Origin of the sequence: Sphingobacterium sp. BIGb0116 (genome assembly GCF_024808035.1) — a bacterium.
In the GTDB taxonomy this organism is placed as follows: domain Bacteria; phylum Bacteroidota; class Bacteroidia; order Sphingobacteriales; family Sphingobacteriaceae; genus Sphingobacterium; species Sphingobacterium paramultivorum.
Genome location: NZ_JANUDT010000012.1, coordinates 88,989 through 109,404 on the forward strand (window position 1 = coordinate 88,989; position 20,416 = coordinate 109,404).

Annotated in this window: 20 protein-coding genes; 7 read left to right on the top strand and 13 right to left on the bottom strand. The window is 38.4% G+C overall.

The window, feature by feature from the left end; translation table 11 throughout:
- Positions 1–7: 7 nt before the first annotated feature.
- The 5 genes from zwf to M2419_RS24635 all read right to left on the bottom strand — a co-directional run bounded on the left by zwf (position 8) and on the right by M2419_RS24635 (position 5,581).
- On the bottom strand, positions 8–1,489 hold the full coding sequence (gene zwf, locus M2419_RS24615; RefSeq protein WP_153845548.1) for a glucose-6-phosphate dehydrogenase: 1,482 nt from the start codon (positions 1,487–1,489) through the stop codon (positions 8–10).
- 8 nt (positions 1,490–1,497) lie between these two features.
- Positions 1,498–2,916, bottom strand: coding sequence for an NADP-dependent phosphogluconate dehydrogenase (gndA, locus tag M2419_RS24620; protein ID WP_153845547.1), 1,419 nt, complete (start codon positions 2,914–2,916; stop codon positions 1,498–1,500).
- 157 nt (positions 2,917–3,073) lie between these two features.
- The gene (locus M2419_RS24625) at positions 3,074–3,259 is read right to left on the bottom strand and encodes a hypothetical protein (protein ID WP_153845546.1); all 186 of its coding nucleotides are present in this window, start codon (positions 3,257–3,259) and stop codon (positions 3,074–3,076) included.
- Between the two features lie 908 nt (positions 3,260–4,167).
- A complete protein-coding gene (locus tag M2419_RS24630; RefSeq protein WP_159728380.1) occupies positions 4,168–4,554 on the bottom strand; it encodes a hypothetical protein in 387 nt (128 codons plus the stop codon).
- Positions 4,555–4,807: 253 nt separating this feature from the next.
- Positions 4,808–5,581, bottom strand: coding sequence for an MBL fold metallo-hydrolase (locus M2419_RS24635; RefSeq protein WP_182332547.1), 774 nt, complete (start codon positions 5,579–5,581; stop codon positions 4,808–4,810).
- Positions 5,582–5,688: 107 nt separating this feature from the next.
- On the opposite strand from M2419_RS24635, the gene M2419_RS24640 reads away from it, so the two are divergent.
- Positions 5,689–6,048: a helix-turn-helix domain-containing protein gene (locus M2419_RS24640; protein ID WP_159728384.1), complete on the top strand. Its 360-nt coding sequence runs from the start codon at positions 5,689–5,691 to the stop codon at positions 6,046–6,048.
- An 89-nt stretch (positions 6,049–6,137) separates the two neighbouring features.
- Positions 6,138–6,878 (top strand): bifunctional 2-polyprenyl-6-hydroxyphenol methylase/3-demethylubiquinol 3-O-methyltransferase UbiG, encoded by a 741-nt coding sequence (locus M2419_RS24645; protein WP_159728386.1) that lies wholly within the window; start codon positions 6,138–6,140, stop codon positions 6,876–6,878.
- Positions 6,879–7,203: 325 nt separating this feature from the next.
- Here M2419_RS24645 and M2419_RS24650 read toward each other — a convergent pair whose 3' ends face one another.
- The gene (locus tag M2419_RS24650; RefSeq protein WP_259255786.1) at positions 7,204–8,178 is read right to left on the bottom strand and encodes an Rpn family recombination-promoting nuclease/putative transposase; all 975 of its coding nucleotides are present in this window, start codon (positions 8,176–8,178) and stop codon (positions 7,204–7,206) included.
- Positions 8,179–8,872: 694 nt separating this feature from the next.
- Here M2419_RS24650 and M2419_RS24655 point away from each other — a divergent pair.
- Together M2419_RS24655 and M2419_RS24660 are read left to right on the top strand one after the other, a co-directional pair.
- On the top strand, positions 8,873–9,430 hold the full coding sequence (locus tag M2419_RS24655) for a TetR/AcrR family transcriptional regulator (RefSeq protein ID WP_159728390.1): 558 nt from the start codon (positions 8,873–8,875) through the stop codon (positions 9,428–9,430).
- A 14-nt stretch (positions 9,431–9,444) separates the two neighbouring features.
- Positions 9,445–10,290 (top strand): sialate O-acetylesterase, encoded by an 846-nt coding sequence (locus M2419_RS24660; RefSeq protein WP_159728392.1) that lies wholly within the window; start codon positions 9,445–9,447, stop codon positions 10,288–10,290.
- Between the two features lie 194 nt (positions 10,291–10,484).
- Here the strand turns inward: M2419_RS24660 and M2419_RS24665 are convergent, their stop codons facing one another.
- Together M2419_RS24665 and M2419_RS24670 are read right to left on the bottom strand one after the other, a co-directional pair.
- The gene (locus M2419_RS24665) at positions 10,485–11,201 is read right to left on the bottom strand and encodes an FAD-binding oxidoreductase (RefSeq protein ID WP_182332549.1); all 717 of its coding nucleotides are present in this window, start codon (positions 11,199–11,201) and stop codon (positions 10,485–10,487) included.
- A 76-nt stretch (positions 11,202–11,277) separates the two neighbouring features.
- A complete protein-coding gene (locus M2419_RS24670) occupies positions 11,278–12,132 on the bottom strand; it encodes a helix-turn-helix transcriptional regulator (RefSeq protein ID WP_159728396.1) in 855 nt (284 codons plus the stop codon).
- A 348-nt stretch (positions 12,133–12,480) separates the two neighbouring features.
- On the opposite strand from M2419_RS24670, the gene M2419_RS24675 reads away from it, so the two are divergent.
- Positions 12,481–13,329 (top strand): DUF5694 domain-containing protein, encoded by an 849-nt coding sequence (locus tag M2419_RS24675; RefSeq protein ID WP_159728398.1) that lies wholly within the window; start codon positions 12,481–12,483, stop codon positions 13,327–13,329.
- Between the two features lie 346 nt (positions 13,330–13,675).
- Here M2419_RS24675 and M2419_RS24680 read toward each other — a convergent pair whose 3' ends face one another.
- The 5 genes from M2419_RS24680 to M2419_RS24700 form a co-directional block, all read right to left on the bottom strand.
- Positions 13,676–14,467 carry a hypothetical protein gene (locus M2419_RS24680; RefSeq protein WP_159728400.1) on the bottom strand — a complete coding sequence of 264 codons (792 nt, stop codon included), beginning with the start codon at positions 14,465–14,467 and terminating at the stop codon, positions 13,676–13,678.
- Positions 14,468–14,928: 461 nt separating this feature from the next.
- Positions 14,929–15,732, bottom strand: a complete 804-nt coding sequence (locus tag M2419_RS24685) for an AraC family transcriptional regulator (RefSeq protein ID WP_259255789.1) — start codon at positions 15,730–15,732, stop codon at positions 14,929–14,931.
- 19 nt (positions 15,733–15,751) lie between these two features.
- Positions 15,752–16,150, bottom strand: a complete 399-nt coding sequence (locus M2419_RS24690; RefSeq protein ID WP_259255790.1) for a heme-binding protein — start codon at positions 16,148–16,150, stop codon at positions 15,752–15,754.
- Positions 16,151–16,188: 38 nt separating this feature from the next.
- On the bottom strand, positions 16,189–16,980 hold the full coding sequence (locus M2419_RS24695) for an SDR family oxidoreductase (protein WP_159728406.1): 792 nt from the start codon (positions 16,978–16,980) through the stop codon (positions 16,189–16,191).
- Positions 16,981–17,169: 189 nt separating this feature from the next.
- Entirely contained in the window at positions 17,170–18,117 is a 948-nt protein-coding gene (locus M2419_RS24700; protein ID WP_159728408.1) for an alpha/beta fold hydrolase, read from the bottom strand.
- 378 nt (positions 18,118–18,495) lie between these two features.
- Between M2419_RS24700 and M2419_RS24705 the strand changes: the two genes are divergently transcribed.
- Together M2419_RS24705 and M2419_RS24710 are read left to right on the top strand one after the other, a co-directional pair.
- Positions 18,496–19,794: an epoxide hydrolase family protein gene (locus M2419_RS24705; protein WP_259255791.1), complete on the top strand. Its 1,299-nt coding sequence runs from the start codon at positions 18,496–18,498 to the stop codon at positions 19,792–19,794.
- Between the two features lie 148 nt (positions 19,795–19,942).
- Positions 19,943–20,401 carry a protein-disulfide reductase DsbD N-terminal domain-containing protein gene (locus M2419_RS24710; RefSeq protein ID WP_159728413.1) on the top strand — a complete coding sequence of 153 codons (459 nt, stop codon included), beginning with the start codon at positions 19,943–19,945 and terminating at the stop codon, positions 20,399–20,401.
- Positions 20,402–20,416 lie beyond the last annotated feature (15 nt).

Sequence of the window (20,416 nt, forward strand, 5' to 3'; positions counted from 1 at the left end):
TTAGATTTTAAACCCACTGATGTCCCTGCCGCTCGACCAGTGCATCACTGTCATCAGGGCCCCAGTTTCCCGAAGCATAATTTGGGAAAGATGGGTCTTTGGTTTTTTCCCAGGTTTCCTGAATCGTTTTTATCACATCCCAAGCTTCTTCTACCTGATCAGAGCGCATAAACAGTGTAAGGTCTCCCACAAGTGCTTCCAATAAAAGAGTTTCATAAGCTTCGGGCGTATCGGTCTGACAGGCAAAATTATCGAAAATCATTTCTACAGGTTTAAGCTCTAAAGACAAGCCTGGTTTTTTAGACATAAACTGCAATCTGATGTCCATTTGTGGCTGGATATTAATAACCAATCGGTTTGCCGACAGAAGCGAGGTGCTTTCTGAAAAAGTAGAATTTGGAAGTGGCTTAAACTGAATCGTTATATAAGAATGCTTTTCTTTCATCTTCTTACCGGTACGAACATAAAAGGGAACATCCTCCCATCTTTCATTATCCAGATAAAACTTAATAGCGACAAATGTTTCCGTATTGGAATCATGAGCAATTCCATCTTCCTGGCGATAGCCATTTACTTTTAGCCCGTTTACTTTGCCTCGTCCGTACTGTCCTCTTACCGCATAATGATCTACTTTTTCGGGAGAAATCCTACGGATGGATTTTAAAACATCAACTTTACGATCCCTGATCTCACCCGATTCAAGTGAAGCCGGAGGTTCCATAGCAACCATACAAAGAATTTGCAAAAGATGGTTCTGAATCATATCGCGCAAAGCTCCTGTCTGCTCATAAAAACTGGCTCTTGTTTCCACACCTACTTCTTCGGCAACCGTAATCTGTACCGATTCTATATGTCTGTGATTCCAAAGAGGTTCAAAAATTGAATTTCCGAACCTGAACGCCAAAATATTCTGAACGGTTTCTTTACCTAAATAATGATCAATGCGATAAATCTGTTCTTCCTGGAAAGTTTGTGAAAGAAGATTATTTAGCTCAATGGCAGATTCTTTATTGTGACCAAAAGGTTTTTCGATAATAATTCGATCTGTTGCAGGATCAGATGCTATTGACGTATTTTTGAGATGATTTGAAATTACCGATACAAAGTTTGGTGCAATCGACAAATAGAAAAGTCTGTTTCCTCTCATTCCGTACACCTTGTCAAAATTTTCCAGTTTCTGATATAAATTCCGATAAGAGCTTTCTTCATCAAGCTGATGCTGAAAATAGCTGATGTGAGCCTGAAAACCAGCCCAATCTTCCTTGATTACAGTTTTCCGGGAAAAACTCTCCAGATTTTCTTTAATATAAGCCCTGAATTTTTCATCCGTATTTTCGGCTCTTCCTAAAGCTAAAATATTAAACCCTTTTGGCATTCTGCCATCGATATATAAATTGTAGAAGGCAGGAAAAAGTTTTCTTTTTGCCAAATCCCCTGTTGCACCAAAAATAACGATCGTTGTTGGATGCAGGATTGTATTGTCACTCATTGTTAGATTCAGTTATTTGGGTTTTGCCATGAGGTATGAAAGACTCCTTCTCTGTCAGTTCTTTGGTAAGTGTGTGCACCAAAATAATCACGCTGAGCCTGAAGCAGGTTTACAGGTAAAGATGCTGTGGTATAAGCTTCGAAATACCCTAGAGCCGACTGAATCCCTAAGCTTGGAATTCCGTTTGATACAGCAAAAGCAGCTGTTTTTCTTAATGAAGAAATTTTATCTTTTACAATTTCTGAAATTTCCTGATCCAATAAAATATTAGATAAGTTCTCGTATTTTGAATAAGCCAGATAAAATTTCTCCAATAAAACCGAACGGATGATACATCCACCTCTCCAGATTTTAACAACATCTTTTAACGGAATTTCAAACTGATATTCTTCAGAAGCTTTTACCAATAATGCCAAACCTTGCGCATAACTGATTAAAGTAGATAAATACAAAGCATCCCCCACCTCTTTGATGAACAATTCTGTATTTTCAGGAGTTTGTACTTCTTCTTTAGCATATAATTGCGAAGCTTTCACGCGCTCATCTTTGTAAGCGGATAAAATTCTTGATGTTACCGCAATATCGATGGTTGGAATAGACACCCCAACTTCCATAGCCTCCTGGGAGGTCCATTTTCCGGTTCCTTTTGCTCCTGCTTTATCTAAAATCTTGTCGACAAGAAAACCGTCTGTTACATCATCTTTTTGCTGGAAAATATCTCTTGTTATTTCAATAAGGAAAGAATTCATCTCGCCTTCATTCCATCTTTTGAAAACTTCATACAATTGGTTATTGTTAAGATTAGCTCCTTTTCTCAGTAAATCGTATGCTTCACTGATTAATTGCATGATAGCATATTCTATACCGTTGTGAACCATTTTAACGTAATTCCCTGCAGCTCCTTTTCCCATATAAGCGGTGCAGGGCTCCCCTTTTACTTTTGCTGAAATAACTTCCAGCATAGGCTTCACCAAATTGAAAACTTCCAAATCTCCACCCGGCATAATACTCGGTCCTCTTCTTGCCCCCTGCTCTCCTCCAGAAACTCCCATTCCCATAAAATGAAGGTTTTTAGAAGCTAAATCAGCTATACGTCTCTCGGTATCTTTGAAATAAGAATTTCCCGCATCAACGACAATATCTTTTGGACTCAGAAGCGGTGTTATGCTTTCAAGAACAGCATCAACCGGTTTACCTGCAGGAACCATCAAAATAACTTTTCGCGGACTGTCTAAACTCAACACAAATTCCTCTAGAGAAACAGTTCCAACAACCTTTGTACCTGAAGCAACTCCTTTACGAAGTTCGATTACCTTTTCTTCATCTAAATCGAATCCTACGACAGAAAAACCATTATCGGCAATATTGTAAAGCAGATTTCTTCCCATTACACCCAGACCAATGACCCCGTAATTATACTTTTCCATTCTTACTTAAAGTTTATGTTATGCATCAAATTTACTGAAATGCATGCCAGCAAAAAAATTATCTAAAATTTTCTTTCAATTGTGACATTAGTAATCATCAACTGGAAAATTTCATTAGTTATTTGGTTACGAGCTTCCAATATAAAAGAAGAGTGCCTTAAACAAGGCTAGTCAATACAAGTCTTAACATATCCGAATTCAAAATTATTTTATCAGGTATCGTATCAAAGCCTACATTTTCATCAACTTCTGAGAATCCTATTTGATTAGGTTCAAATTGAAAAACGTAGAATTTTTTATTAAACCAAACATCAAGCATTATTGAACCAGATGAAAATTTCATATATTCATACTTTAAATTATTCTTTTTCAAGAACTCAATCGTATTGTTGAACATTATTAAGTAATCCTCCATTTCTATTTCCTTGTTAAAAAAGTTCCCCTGAATTTCGAAGAAAAATACTGAATCCACCGACTGATTTGATTTCAATCCTATATCCTATTGTCAAAGCTGCAATGGAACAATTGGCATGATAAGTTACAAACTTATCATCTAAATACCCTACATTCTATCATTAGACCCCGATTCATAGTCCCATGCTGATCTCTAATCCGGTTTGGGGCACAAAGTGGGATGCTTATTTTTCTTTTATGCTGGATGTCCAGTTCAGTCATATGTAAAATCCGAAGATTTCAAAACTTCAATTTTTGCACAAGCAAAGGAAATAGCAGTGGGATTTGATGATGGCGATAAAACTCATGATCTATTAATAAAAACATCAAAAAGAACAAGCATGATAACGAATATTCCCAGAGCAATTGGTCGGGTATACCAATATGATGGCTGTCCGAACCTTTTCACAATAAGTCCAACAATAATGCTAAAAATGGCTAGAAACAAGCCCGATGCTTGATTATCATTCATACGCTAAAAATAAGTAAAAGAATTGACACGCTAGGTCCTAAATCAATTCCTAACTTTACTTGAAAAACGAGTCCCGTTATAAGGAACATAACTGGAATCCGTAGTTTTTATTTACACATTTAGTGGGACAGGTCCGAAAAAAATGAAAAAGTTTTTTACTTGGTTAATGTATGTCGCTGCTTTTTTTTCTGGAATTATTATATTGTTGTTTATTTATTTGTCTGTTGACCCATTTCGTAAACAAAAACAAAGAAAACTTTATTATAAAAGGATCGAAGAAATAAAAACACGTAGGAATCTTTACTGACAATCATATTTTAAAAGCTCTACATCTTCTGCGCCAAAGGCCCATCTTTAGTGACCAGACTAGACCAACCCGGAAAAGACCCTACGGTTAGCTTTGCGATCAATCTGGACGCTAGAAATATATTGACCACCGTTTCTTCCCCCAAATCCCAGGTTACCTCGACAGGTGAAATCGCATCAAATGCTTCAAGGTTTTCTTTGACAAACTCAGCAGGATTTAAAAACGGTAGATTCTCCCTTTTATGCCATTCAGATTCTCTCGGAGTAGGAACGCTATTGTATAACCAAATATCTCCAACTATTCTTTCCTCATTCAATAAGTATGCATAACAAACCTTATCGTCATCTTCGATAAGTACGGCGAATTCTGGACGATCGTTTGATACATATTTTGTTAAACTTCCCATAAAATAGCTAATTTAAAACAACGAAGTCTGTGCCGTATCACTCCACAGTGGAGTCAATCCCTCCCCTATCGAAAGCTTCATAACGGTGACTTGTTCAAAGAGATTGTTCAGCATAGCGCTAAGATAACATTTATATCAGAAAAAAGGCTGGATGGATCCAGCCCTGATAAAGATCTTATCCTATTTTAAACACTAAACCAAGCAATTGTGTTCCATGGAAAAACTATGCTTAAAATTATATCTTGGATTCATGCTATGGTTTTACAACTTCAATACGCTCTCCATCGGCCGGAATAAATGTCTTTTGCAGCAATCCCTCCTTCTCCAATCTTTGCTTTAACTCAAGGCGCGTGGTAGGACAATGATTGATGGCTTCCATGTGATTTGCCAATACTTTGCCTGGCGCATCACGGATAAACTTTACAATATCGTCCATTGTCATCAATAGTGGTCTGCCGAAATCGAATTGTGCCGAACCGCAAGCTAGCACAGATACGTCGGGCTTGTAGGTAGCCAACACCTTTTTTACGTCATCGGTATAAATGGTATCTGCACTTATATATACCGATTCTTCATCGGATGACTGCCATACGAATCCATACACATGCCCCATTGGTTTTCTTACCCAGCCATAGCCATGAACTGCAGGTGTCGCAGTAAGTTTGCCTTTCAGAAACGAGATTGTCTCCCAATAATCAATCGCTTGCAGGACATTTAACCCCCATTTTTTTAATTGGCGGGCGTGGTTTTCACCGCACAGGACGGGAATTTTACGGCTACGCAAAAACTCGATTCCTACCGCATCGATATGGTCGGGATGCAGGTGTGTAATCAAGCAATAATCGATTTTCTGCAACAGTTTTTCGCTTTCAATGGGTAAATCAACCAAAGGGTTGCGACGGGGTTTGAAACGGAAAAGGGTTAGCGGAACAAATGTCTTTGACTTTCCCAATAAAGGATCAACCAATATAAAGTTGTCTTCCGATTCGATAATAATAGTGGCATTACGTATTTGATGTATTGTCATAGTGATAACGTATTTAAATTCCTAACTTAGCTGGTAAATTTCGGTACAACCTTCGGCTAACGAAAGATATTTACCCAGAGGTTTCCCGGTTACAAAATTGTTACCTAATGAATTATAAGGAATTTGAAAACTGTTCCGTAAATCTTTTTTTCAGAATATTTTCCGGGAAGTGGAAGCCCTTGATCCTCCATCATTTTTTTTATACGGGTGATGAACGCTTCATTGAATTGTGGCGTAAAATGCCCAAGGTTTCCAAAAAAGTATTATTAGAACAACTAAAAGAAATGGAAAACGATGGAATTGTGGTTCGAAAACAAGTGAACACCTTTCCTCCGGAAGTATATTATGGGTTATCTGAAACGGGTAAAAGTCTAGAGCAATTGCTGCTTCATATTGAATCATGGATGGAAAATTACCAGGTTCAGCATACTACCGGGTTAGATCCTATGAAAGAAAAGCAAAAATAGGAAATGGTAAATGGTTTAATACAGGGGTCTGTGATACTGTCCCCTGATAAAAGGATGTATCTTACCCTATTAAAATTTATTGTCAGATTATGAAGCAGAACAAATATGACGACCAAACATTCTTCGATCAATATAAAAATATGGACAGATCTATTAAAGGTCTTGAAGGTGCCGGAGAATGGCATGCGTTAAAAAATATCCTTCCGAGCTTTGATGGCAAAAATGTATTGGACCTGGGCTGCGGTTTTGGCTGGCATTGTCGTTATGCTATTGAAAACGGGGCCAAAACAGTAACAGGTGTCGACCTTTCCGAAAGGATGCTCAATAAGGCGAAAGAAATCAATGACCTGCCTGGCATCACTTATATCAGAAGCGCATTGGAGGATATCACGTTTGAGGAGCAGGAGTTCGACTGCGTCATCAGTTCCCTTACATTCCATTACATCAAAGACTTTGATCCGCTCTGCATGCATATAAACCGTTGGCTAAAACCGGGCGGCAGTTTTGTGTTTTCTGTTGAGCATCCGATATTCACTGCAAGACCCGACCAAGACTGGGTTTACGATGCATCCGGAAACAAGTTATACTGGCCCGTGGACCATTACTTTGAAGAAGGAAAGAGGGAAACACATTTCTTACAAAACAATGTAATAAAATACCATAGGACACTTACCACTTATCTTACAATCCTGCTTGCCAATAACTTTGCCATCGATTTAGTTACTGAACCACAGCCAAACATGGAAATGATTAACAGTGTCGCCGGAATGGCAGACGAACTCAGAAGGCCTATGATGCTGATCGTGTCGGCACAAAAAAGGCCGGAATAATCCAGCCCTGATATATAGTTATGATCCCAATAAAGAGATAGTCGGTTTCAAAAAATAAAAAAACCTTGAGGAGGGGGATCTCAAGGTTTTTACTACCTGTTATTAACCTAATTTATGAAAGTATTGGTATAACAATGGTTAGTTCGCTTTCGTTTGATCTTTTTATAAAAAGGTTGAGTTCGTCTCTTCGGCCTTGTATTTATTTCTATTTAAATGAGAGCTTATTCAAAATGGTATTGGTTAAGAAACCAACTTAACCTATAAAAAGAAAAAGGCCGCTTAGACAGTATCCAAGTGGCCGTAAAACCTTATATGGTTATATACTCTATTTTCCTTTAGCTTTCTCTTCCTCGATCTGCTTTACAAACTCTACAGTGACGTCCGCTAATTCGGCTATCTCCGATATCGAAAACTTATTCGAAGACAAAAGATTTTTTATTACTTCCGCCTTTCCTTCGGCTTTTCCTATAACTTCTCCCTCTGCTTTTCCTTCTGCTTTTCCTTTAGCCTCTCCTTCGGCTCTTCCCTCAGCCATTGCTTTTTCGCGCGCTCGTTTCAATAGCTCCTCCTGACTACTTCGGATACTCTCGGCATCCCATTTATTCTTTAAACTTACGTTGTACATCTCTCGTTCCTCCGGTTTTAGTTTGCTATACTCTGCTAACTGAAATAACTTCTCAAAAATAGGCTTACGCAAATAAGTGGAAAGTCCATTTAGCGAAGACATATTTTTGAGTACATAAAGCCAACGATCTAAATCATTAACTAACTCTGCATCAGCTTTTACAAAGTTAACCAATTCCACATATATAAAGCCTAGATCGTCATAAAATATTTTACCATGATCTCGATAACATAAACAAATATCGTGCAGAAAATACTGCTCATCCCCCGCATCAGGCATTGCAAATCCATCCATCAGTACAATGATATAAACTTCACTAATTGCATAATTCCAAGCCCTTCGGTTGCCTTTGGGTGCCTGATCCGCTATCAATTTACTGCTGTAATAAAGCATGCGCTTTTTCAAATTATCCTGCGCCGTGCGCTGCACTTCAATAATAAAACGTTCGCCATTGTCTGCCGTACAGGTCAGATCAAAAATAACGGTACCGATATCCTCTGTATCCCCGACATGCTCATTTTTGTTATAATACAGGTCAGCAATAACCTTGCGCCCTCTAAAGAGTTCGTTTAAGAAAGCGATCAGAAGATCTTTATTGGTATCTGATCCGAAAGCTTTTTTAAAACCATAATCTGTTGTAATATCGATATATTTCGATTGTTTCAACTCACTCATAATACATTGTTTTTAAATTGGTTAACAATGCAAATATATGTAAATAAATATTATAATACTAATATTTTTAGCATTATAATACTATTCTGTATATGAATTAAAACAAGGTTCCCGATGAAGAAGATCATTCCCATCCTACCCACTCCTCGGATCGGGTTTTAGCGGCATCTTGCCACAGCGAATCACCTCAATGGAAGAGCAACCGTATTCTAGGACCTTTGCCTTCCAAAGGCGGAAGAATAGGCTTGCGACTCTCGGTCTCAAAGAGGGCCATACCTGCTGCGAAAGGCTTATGCTTGTGCATTGATAATGCTTAAAAATTAGATATTGGATCATTGTTTTGATTATCTATGTCCTAGTTTTTAAAGCTCGATTTAAGGGAGAAAAAATGATTTATGCTACTAATAAAAATCCTCTATTATTAATCAATAAGGGAGACAATTTTAGCTAGATGTCCGCTTGAGCTAAATGTTAACCGGCTTTGGCTTCGATCTAAGCGAAAGGTCGTAAGATTAGCTGGAATTACATCTGTTCATTTCCTTTGAAATATTGTTCAAAAGTTGACAAAGGGTTGTTAAAAAGTGATAGTTCCCTTTGGAATTTTAACGATACTTAATGACAATTGGACCAATTAATTATAATTTCACCTATAAACTCACACATATATAAGACATTTGTCATACATTTGTGCCAAATGAATAGAGAAAAGCTAATTTATAGTGCAGTAAAAGTTTTAAATGAAGACTTTCACGCTCCTTTAGAGCGAGTAGCCGAGGTTGCACAAATCAGTAAGCGAACTTTGTATCGGTATTTTAAGGATAGAGATGCACTTATAACTGCCTGCTATGTCGATATGCTTGAAACCTGGTATATCGCTATGGTTTCTGCATTTAACAGCGATACTGATCCGGTCAAACAATTGGAAGCAATGCTATACGCAGCTATCGACAGCGGTGTAAAATATATTTTCCTACACGCCCTTGAGGAGAGGCAGGTTGATGTCGCAGCGATGGACAAAGAAAAAGTTATTGCCTATGAACAAGCAAAAGAAAAGTGGTTTGCTATAGTTCCCCAGCTGCAGGCGAAACACATTATAGACAATCGTTTGTCCTCAGCCTGGATCAGACATCTCTTTGCCAGTGTGGCAAGAGCAAGTGTGAAGGCTTTAAATTCTGGTGACGTCGCTCCGAATGATCTTAAAAAATTTGCCTGGCTATCATTTAGCCGCAGTATAGGAATCGTGGAGTCTTAAATATATAATCAACTATGATACAATCTTTTTTGCTAATAGGGCAATCAAATATGGCCGGCCGCGGAATTCCGGATTCAGTGCCGCCTATCATCAACGAATCAATAAAGATGCTTCGCAATGGACGCTGGCAGATAATGGCCGAACCCATACACAATGACAGGCCTATGGCTGGTGTGGGGCTTGCATCATCATTTGCTGCCTCCTGGCATGCGGATCACATTGGCGAGGAGATCGGCCTTATCCCTTGTGCTGATGGCGGTACCAGCTTAAATGACTGGCAGGTTGGTGGCGCACTCTTTGACCACGCTATTTTTCAGGCTAAACTTGCTCAACGTAGCAGCCAGTTGACAGGAATATTGTGGCATCAGGGAGAAAATGATTCTTCCATCGAACTGGCCGCAAAATACGGTGAAAAGTTTGATAGTATAGTCAATGAGCTACGGAAGCAATTAGGGGCTCCTGAAGTTCCCCTGATTATCGGCGCGATAGGCGATTTTTTGCCTTATGGTCTATTTGGGGCGCATTTCAATGATTACCATTTGGTCAATAGCGCCTTACAAAAATACGCAGCATCGCACAACAATTGTAACTTCGTCTCGGCAAAAGGGTTAACTGCAAACGAAGACCAAATTCATTTCAACGCGTCGTCGCTTAGAAAATTCGGACTACGATACTATCAGGCATTTTTAAATGCAGCAGATGTGACCGAAGCTTTACCTGATGAAGATGGATTATTAGGGAAGATTTATGGACGTGAACTGTCCCCCAACGAAAAGAAGTTTATTTTAGATGTCAACTTTGCATCTGGGAAAATCTCATTAAGTGAATTCCAGCATCAACTGAAATTGATCGATAAATAATTCAAGATTCATGTTAATCCAAATGGCATAAAAAACAAAGTAAGAATATAAAAACCTTAACAATCAGTTATGGGTGGTATCTACCTTATTCAGCTACACACTTGGCATTACGGATTACAAAATATCGTTCAATCACCTATGCCATCTACAGGACTAAAAATACAAATAAATACGCACAGTTTAACCGCATCGATCTATAATCCTTTTTTACCCGCTAACCAGTAGCCGTGTAAAAAAACATTGCCATTGGTTTTTTCTTTAATGATTTTTCTAAGCAGCTGAGCCGATTTTGCGTTACCTGTCAACACGAAATTAGCTTCTTGCCAATCCGGGGTATTGATCATTGGTAGCTTGCTGACCCATTCCTCCATGCTGAACGAAAAGTTTTTGGGAAATATCAGGCAATTTTCCAAACCCAATAATTTTGGAACGTTTTTGTTCTCTTCATCCAATTCAAAAAGGAACACAAACTGATGGTTGTTTTTCTTTAACATTGGAAGAAAAGAACAAGCAAGTGCTAACGAGGTTTCATCGCCAAAAATTACAAACCTTTGAGTCGTTTTATCATAATACCTGCTTTCTCCTCTCGGCTTATACATCACGATGTTGTCGCCCACTTTTAAATCCGACATATAATGACTTCCGCAACCTTTACCATTCAAATAAACGATGAATTCAAACAAGCCCTTTTCAGTATCTGCATAAGAAACGGTATATCTCCGCGCCTCTGTAGCATTAATTCTAAAGTCGATGAACGAACCTACCGCGAATTGTACATTTTTTAAATCCCCTTTAAAACAAATCTTCTTGACAGATTTTGATAAAGAGACTGCTTCGACAACCTCGGTCAAAGGTAGCTTGGGCGTTAAGAAATCTAAGGTATCAAATAACCATTTTGGTGCACTTGGCATAGTATTATATTTTGTTCAAAGCAAAGTACAGCAGAATCAATCGTATAAAATAGAACGGAAAAGAGTAGGTATTGGATTAATCGTGGTTTTTGCTACGAAATGTCAAAGCGGTAATTCCTGCAACTTTTACAAATAGTCGTGAAAAATAGGGATAGTCATCGTAACCTAATTCGGCTGCAACCTCTTTTACCGATTTATCGGAATGATATAGCAGCCGCTTTGCCTCTAAAATAATACGTTGTTGTATATGATGTGAAACAGAAAAACCCGTTACGTTCTTTACACATTCATTTAGATAAGCAACGGAGATGTTTAATGCTGCGGCATAGTCCGCGGGGCGTTTCATGTGCACAAAATTTTGCTCGAGCAATTCTGAAAATGCCTTCTGAATTATTTCAAAACGCGACAATTTTTCTGCTGGTTTTGACTGCTTGAGGAACTGCGACATAAATAGGGCGACCAATGTATTGCAACTGTCTTTCAGCTGCAAATGATATAACTTGTCTTCTTTTCTGTCATACAGGTTTCTACATAAAAGAAAACACGCTTGGATAATCGCTAAATCTGTGCGTGAGCATAACGATAATGGCTCGATAGGCGTATTGCGCTGCAATAATTTTAGGTAATCCGCATTTAAGTTTTCATTGGATATTGTTAAAATAAATCCACTTATATTTTCGACTTTCAAAGCTCTGTGAACCTGATTTGGCGATTGATATAGTATAGTTGGCTTATCTATCAAATATTTTTTAAAGTCTATTTCGGTATACGAGATACCACTTTCCTGCAATACGAAAAGGTGATAGTCGTGTCGATGTGCATGATTAAACTCTTTACTCCCGGGAATTTCTGATGCTATACGAACAACAGCGATTCCATTAAAATTGCTGTCCCAGCTCCTGACAGGAATGGATGCCCTGTGTTTTTGCATAGATTTTAAACTATTGTTAAATACAAATGTAAAAAATAAATGCCCCATAAACGGTTCAACCGATCTATTTATTCAGAATAAAAAGCATTGCGATGGCAACTCAAAGGTGGTATTCATCTTGTTATATTGGCCAAATACTAAACGATATTATGATCCACAGGCATTTATTCCTAAAGTATTCACAGAGTTGGATGAAAAGTTAATGAGAAGTATAGGCTTGCAACAGTAAAAACAACCATAGTTGGTCCTATAATGATTTATTATTCGTGACTGTTCATTTATTATTCGTAGCAGATAAGTAATCCCTATTTATTAGTTTCGTGAATTATTTATTTTTAACACTATTATATGCAAAATTCTTATTTTACTAAAATTTTCACAGTCCTTTTCCTGATACTTTTTCAATTTTCAGTGCTATCGGCTCAGGAGAAAATAAAGGTTATTTTACTCGGAACCTATCACTTCAATAATCCAGGAAACGATATGATTAAAGTACAGGATAGAAATATCCTATCCCAAGAAAATCAAAAGGACCTGGATAATGTCGTAGAAAAAATCTATTCATCTGATTATAAACCTGAACAAATATTTGTTGAAAGCAACTTTAACGAAAAGAAACAGTTAGATGCACATTACAAGTTTTATTTAAAGAATCAATATAACGCGTTCACCGATACAATAAAAAGCGAACGGATGAGAAGATTTTTTAAGGAAGGTGAAACGGTTCAACTGGGATTTCGATTGGCAAAAAAATTGAAACATCAGGAATTATATCCAATTGATACACTGATCGAAATGAGATTCGATATTTTGATGAAAGAGGTTAATTCCAACCCTACCTTAAAAAAAGAACTTGATGAAATAAAATTGTCAATATCGGATAAGTGTCTGGAAGAAAAGAATTTGAGTCAAATCTTTTTATGCATGAATGAAAAATCGAAACTAGACAACAATATTGGCTTTTATTTTTCATTCGCAAACAAAATTATGATCGGGAAAGATTATTTTGGTGCTAGACTCGTTACTGATTGGTATAAAAGAAATTTAATTATGTATGCCAATATTCAAAATCAAATTAAGCCCGGTACAAAAACCATCTTTATTTTGGTTGGAACCGGACATGCTTCAATATTTAGAACATTTTTTGAGGTTGATAAAAAGTTTGAATTAGTGGATCTAACAAAAATCTTTAATTAATATTAGGAAATCAGAGTTTACAACTCTTACTCCATGGTGAAATTATCTTTCATTTTAATGTCACCATGGAATTATTGGAGATTTTTTAAAGAGGTTTTATCCAGCATATTCGTATGAATCGATTCACAAATTAGGTCCATCGAAGACTACGTTTCATTAAACATTCGATATATTCTTTGAATTCAATCGGAGTACCGTCACAACATTTATGCTGCTTTTTTCAAATAAAAGGCACCCTTATTAACCGATAAGGGTGCCTTTTTGGCTAGATGTCCGCTTGGGCCAAATGTTAATCGGCTTTGGGCTTTGATCTAATTTAAAGTTAGGTATATTTTTGGATTTCAGCTTATTCTTTCGTTAATAAAAGGGCTATATCCTGTTTTGCAAGCACATGGCCTTTATGGACAATATTACTCTTGAGATAAAGGAAACATTGATTGCTATGATCGAGTCGGCCTACTGACACTTTTATAGACTTTATATCCAGTTCTCCCATTTCTGCAGGAACGACTTTATTCGGATCTGAAATTAATTTTCCATCTTTCTTAAATTCTTCGAGTTGCCAAGAGTAACCTGTCCAAGGTCCTGCGACCAATGTTGTCTGTTTGGCATCCAAAGTGATCTGTCCTTTATATTCCAAGCCCAGACTATCAACTCTGACCCTTTGGTCTTTTAAATCGATAACTAGATATTTTAAATAATCGCCGAAGTCTTTAGGCTCGAAATGGATACTATTGTCCTTGCGGATGATCTTGAGCTCCATAGCCCCTATTTTGTCTATTTTGATAGATTGGGAGAACTCCATAAAAGCAGCATACTCCTCTTCGCTAATACCTAGATTTTTGTGATATGGTATAGGCTCTCCGGGTTTTAACTCCTTCATGGTTTTGAAAAACCAATCTTCATTGGCTTTCATGGCTTGTTTCATCTTCCCAACAATTGCAAGCTGCGATGCATTCGGTCGGGGAATTCCCAACACCGCAGCCGTATAGTTGCCTTCAGGAAGTTGCCCGTCAATGAACTGAATTGCCAACGCATTGCTGTCCACCCCTGATTGCTTTTGTGCAGAAACATTGAAGGAAAATATGAATGCCACTAGCACCCCATAAAAACGAAAATATTGGTATAGAAATGTCATGTTCAATGTATTTGATCGATGAAATTACGGTTTAATCCTGACAATCCGCCATCTTCAGCGCCAAAGGGCCGTCTTTAGTGAAGATACTATACCAGCCTGGCAGGATCCCTCTCCAACTATTCTTCCTCCTTCAATAAGTATGCATAACAAACCTTATCGTCGTCTTCGTTATATCGTTATGATCCTCATAATGGAATGGTCGGTTCCTAAAAAAATAAAAAAACCTTGAGGAGAGGGATCTCAAGGTTTTTACTACCTGTTATTAACCTAATTTATGAAAAGTATTCTTATAACAATGGTTGATTCCTTTTCGTTTGATCTTTTATAAAAAACTCACCGACCCGATCACGGGTCTGTTGTCCAATTCGTTCCCTCGATCGCGGTGCCGGGCGACTGAGTCGTTGTTGTCGCGATATAGCTTGAGCAATACGCTCAATTGTCGTAAAAATTCCATTGTTCTATTAGAGCCCAGTTGTGGTTGTTCCAAATTTTTCTTTAAACGAAGCATAAAAATGGGATAAGTTCTCAAACCCTAGATCCAGATAAAAATCGGATGGCTTTTGTTTTTTGTGCCTGATTAAATAATGGGCTTCGTCCAAACGCTTTGCCAATAACCATTTTTTTGGCGTTGTACCAAATGCTCTAGCAAAATCACGTTTAAAGCCGGAAAGACTTCTTCCGGTCAGTTTTGCAAAAGATGTTACTGATACATTGAACATAAAATTCTGGTTCATAAATTCTTCCAAATCTATTTTGTAGGGTTCGGAAAAATCGAACAGAATTTGTTTAAAATCAGGGTTGCACTGTAATAATAACTCGATGGCTTCCCTGATTTTTAAATCTGCCAATCGTGGCGTTGCTTCTTTTTTCTTATTGATATACGGAGCCAATGAAACGAAATAATTTTGCAGAAAATCATCCGGTTCAAAAAACAATTTCTGTTTGCCGGTGTATTTTTTGTCCACCACAATTTTATTTTCAAAAGCATACTGTTGCAATGTTTCCTTGTCCAACGTAATGGATACAAATTGGTATTTCCCCGATTTTGCAGGATATTTTATCGTTCTTATTAATTGATTTTTACGAACCAATACGACGACGTTTTCAGGAATTACGCTATTTCCATCAGCATGAAAAGCGTGTGTTTCTCCCGATAATTGAAATCCTAAGAAATGCTCGGGAATAAACTCTTCATTTCCTCTATGCTTTTCAAATACACAGGAATAGACGAACTTATCAAAAATAATTTCACGCTTTGCTTCCATACCACAAATATCTTAAATTTTAATTCAACCCGACAGCTCCTGCACCCGCGATTTCTTTATCCTGTTCTGGAGAGCCCCCCGAAGAAGCTATAGCCCCAATGATATTCCCGTTTTTATCCTTTATCACAACACCTCCAGCTATGGTCAATAGTCCATCATTTGAATTCAGCATTCCATATCCGTGAATATCTGCGCCGGAAACGATTGTGCCCATTATGTCACTATCTACACCGAACATTACGGCAGTTCTGGCTTTTTTTACGGCAAATTCTATTACACCAAAGACACTGTCTAATCTTGCAAAAGCAAGCAGATGTCCCCCAGCATCAACCACTGCAATGCTTACGGGAATGTTTAAAGCTTTCGCTTTTTCTATGGAAGTTAAGGCTTTCGTTGCTTCGTTATAAGTTATGTTCATTTTTCAATATTTTATGATCCGTGCTTTGTGAATTCTATTTAGCTTTTAGCCGTCCAGGCTTCTGCCTGCAATTGTTTTACAAAATCTTCAGTTTCTTTTGGATGTACATTTCTAAAGTTCGAATTTTCATCCAGAGCCACATCAACGATGCACTCCGCCATCGATTGAGGATCTAACTGGTTGGCCAAAGCTTCGGCAGTACCATCGAATGCAGATGGAGGTGTAAAATTGTTATCGGGATTGTACCAACGGGAAATTGTATCAACACCTCGATCATTAAAACCGGTTCCAAAAATACCCGGATTACAGGTTGCAATCTTGATATTGAATGGTGCCAATTCTGTTTTCAACCCTTCAGCGATTGATCCCATTGCGTGCTTGGATGCACAATAAGCGGCCACATAAGGAACAGTCCATAATTCTCCCATAGAAGTTGTGAAAACAATTTTACCAGGTCTTTTTTCGTCAATAAATTTTTTGATAAAACCTTGTGCCAGTTGCAATCCACCAAAAACATTGACATCAAACATCGAACGGATTAGATCTATAGGCTGCTCCGCAATCGGACCACCTTCCATAATTCCGGCATTACTGATCAAAATATCGATATCGTATTTTTTAGTGATATAAGCGATATCTGTAGCATTGGTTACATCCAATTTATCCACAGTCAATTCTACGCCTTGCTCTTTGGCTTCTCTTATCAAGTCGCTCATTTGCGGATAAACTTGCGCTGTTGCAATCACCTTATGTCCTTTTTTTGCTAAATCAAAAGCGGCAATTTTTCCAAATCCACTTGCAGCTCCTGTGATTAAAATTCTCTTGCTCATATTTTCTGTATTTAAAAGTTATACAGCAAAATTGGACTAATTAGCGATGAAATTAATTCGTGAGAAGTTCAAAATTATATTGGCAGAAAGTCCAAGCAATTGTTGGTTGTTAGCATTGTAGTTTACTGTTTAATAATCGTTTCAAACGAAAAACCTGTTAGCTATTTATCATTTTTTGTTTCAGATAACCTATGGAGCAAGAAATGCAATAGCCTTCGTTAAAAAAGTCTCATAATTTTGATAAAATGCGGCGTGCCCCGAATCTGAAAACTCTAAAAGCATAGCGTTTTCTAAATTTTGTTTCATATTGTAGGCATTTTGAATGGAAATTGGAAGGTCCTGATCACCATGTACGATTAAAACAGGTTTTTTGATAGCCTTAATTTCATCCAGTGCTCCGGGGTCTGGCTGTGCCCAGGTTAGTACAGCTGTAAACTGAGCAGACGAACTAGCATCGCTAAGCACTGGATCTCTATCAATTATCCGTTGATGAACTCTAGCATAAGATGATTTTCCAGACGCAATACTTGACTGTGAATCGGTAAATCCGAATTTTAAGTAGGAATCTTCGGGACTAAGTCCTGCACTTCCAGCAATTATATTTGGAAGATTGGAAAGACCAATAGCTCCCTTGGGCCCACTATCAGCTAAAATTATTTTATTAATTAGTTCGGGATCCGTCAAAACAATTCTTTGAGCCACGAATCCGCCCATTGAAAATCCCATAATATTGACCTTCCCTAAATTCATTGCTTTGATAAAATCAATGGCATCGTTAGCCATTGCCTGAATAGTATTGGGGGTCGCTCCTTTCGAAGATGCCACTCCTTTATTATCAAATATGATCAATTTGTATTCTTTCGCGAGACCGTCGGTCACGACAGGATCCCAATCATCCATAGAACCACCTGTTCCAGGTAGTAATACTAGCGGAATTCCTCCATCTTTACCCCAACTTCGGTAAGCGAAATCTGTTCCTTTCACATTGATAAAGCTGGTCTTCGCATTTTTGTGATTTACAATGGTTGTCTCCTGCCCTATTGGTAAATCATTATCGTCGCTACACGAAATCGATACTGCGGAAAAAAGGCTTAAACATAGTGCGCCTGCGATAGTAAATTTTCTGATTGTCTTCATTTTATTATTGTTTTAATGATTATGAAGCAAACTTAAAACGATCGTCAAAGCACTACATACCCAAAACAGTTGAACCGGACAATTTTGTAAGTGAATTAGTCAATTCCGCGGCTCATATAGTTTCATAGAAAAGTACCTCTACGTTGATTACAGGACAATGCTTTCTATCAAAATCCTTCATAGCCGGTTCTTTTATCTACCGATATCTTACTTTCAATCCGATTTATAAAAATGGAACTTCCTGTTCGAGCTTTAAAACTCCCAGCTCACCTGTGAATATGTCCACTTGAACCTATTCTCCGTTTAACACCCACGCCGCCCCACATACATTTGTTGCAACAAAAGAAATCAGATCGTAAAATCTAAAACAAAAAAGAAATGAAAACAAAAATAACAACAATCCTTATGGTAGCGACATGCGCACTATGTATTCCTACAATTACAAATGCACAGCGCACCATAGCAAAAACGGAAAGCGTAAACTCAGAAACTGGTATCAGACCTTACAAGATCAATATTCCACAGGCTAAACTTGATGAACTGAAAAGACGTATTTCGGAGACCCGGTTTCCAGATAGCGAAACGGTAAACGATGAATCACAGGGCATACAACTAGCCCAGTTAAAAGAACTGATCAATTATTGGGGAAATGGCTATGACTGGCGTAAGCTTGAAAACAAACTGAACGCGCTGCCACAGTTTGTCACCAAGATTGATGGACTTGACATACAGTTTATCCACGTGCGTTCAAAGGAAAAAGGTGCCTTACCCCTTATCCTTACACATGGATGGCCAGGATCACCCTTGGAATTTATCGATGCTATAGGCCCACTTACAGATCCCGTCAAATACGGTGGTAAAGCTGAAGATGCCTTTGATGTTATCATTCCCGCAATTCCAGGATATGGATTTTCCGAAATCCCTAAAGAACTTGGCTGGAACCCTGACCGTGTTGCCAAAGCCTGGGATATTTTGGTAAAACGTATGGGCTACACAAAATATGTTTCTCAAGGTGGAGACCATGGATCTGTAATCTCCGACGCGCTTGCCAGACAGGCTCCTTCGGGGCTATTGGGTATCCACCTGACCATGCCGGCCACAATTCCTACAGACCTGGTAAAACCAATCAACGCCGGTGATCCCGCTCCGACAAGCCTTTCTCCAGAAGAAACAAAGGCTTATAATTCAATGCGCACTTTCTTTGGCAGAAACGCAGCGTATGGCGGGATGATGGTGACTAGGCCACAAACTACAGGCTATTTGCTTTCTGATTCTCCAACTGCACTAGCAGCGTTTTTATACGAAAAGATCGCTGAGTGGTCAGAAAGTAACCTTCAGCCAGAAAAGGTAATTAGCCGCGATGCGATCCTTGACGATATAACTTTGTATTGGCTAACCAATACCGGAGCATCCTCGTCCCGCTTTTACTGGGAAAATAATAACAACAATTTCAGTTCCGAACATCAGCAAACAAAGCGCATAAAAATTCCTGTAGCTATTTCAGTATTTCCGCATGAAATCTATCAAGCACCAGAAAGCTGGTCGAGAGCGGCTTATCCTTCTTTATACTATTATCATATCGCACCAAAGGGTGGGCACTTTGCGGCATGGGAACAGCCGGAGCTCTTCACCCAGGAAATGAGGAACGCTTTTAAAACGCTGCGGGATCAACTGTGATGATTTTCCTTTATGATCCAAACTGTCCATTAAACTGTCCATTTAAGGGCTTAAAACGTCTACTTCAAGCAGTTTACAGTGGCAGCAGGAGCATAATTCCGGTCTATTTGTACAAAGAATTTAAGGTTTAACAATTAAAAACATAGAAATGAACAGATTAACAATTTTAGTACTGACAGTTCTAATGATGTTCTGCTCACATTCAAAAGGACAGACCTTATTCGGTCAGGTGACATGGGAATGCACGCTTAAAAGGAAATCCCCCGAAGAAGGAGAAATCCGGATGAAGGCCAGGATCGCCCCCGGATGGCATATGTATGCACTGGGCAACAGCCCCCTGAGCCCTATCAAGATGAATTTTAAATTCGAGCCTGACAGATCTTACCAATTGGTGGGAAATGTGAGCCAGCCCAGCCCACTGTTGAAGTCTGATAAACTTCTGGGCATGCCAGTTACCTATTTTGAAAATGAGGTCGAGTTCGGTCAGAAGATCAGATTAAAGGGCAAAAATGGAACAATCCGGGGAACCATTCAGTTTATGCAGTGCAGCGATCAGGTATGTGTTCCGCCACAGGATTTCGGCTTCTCCCTAAAAATCTTCAACTAACAACAAACTATAAAC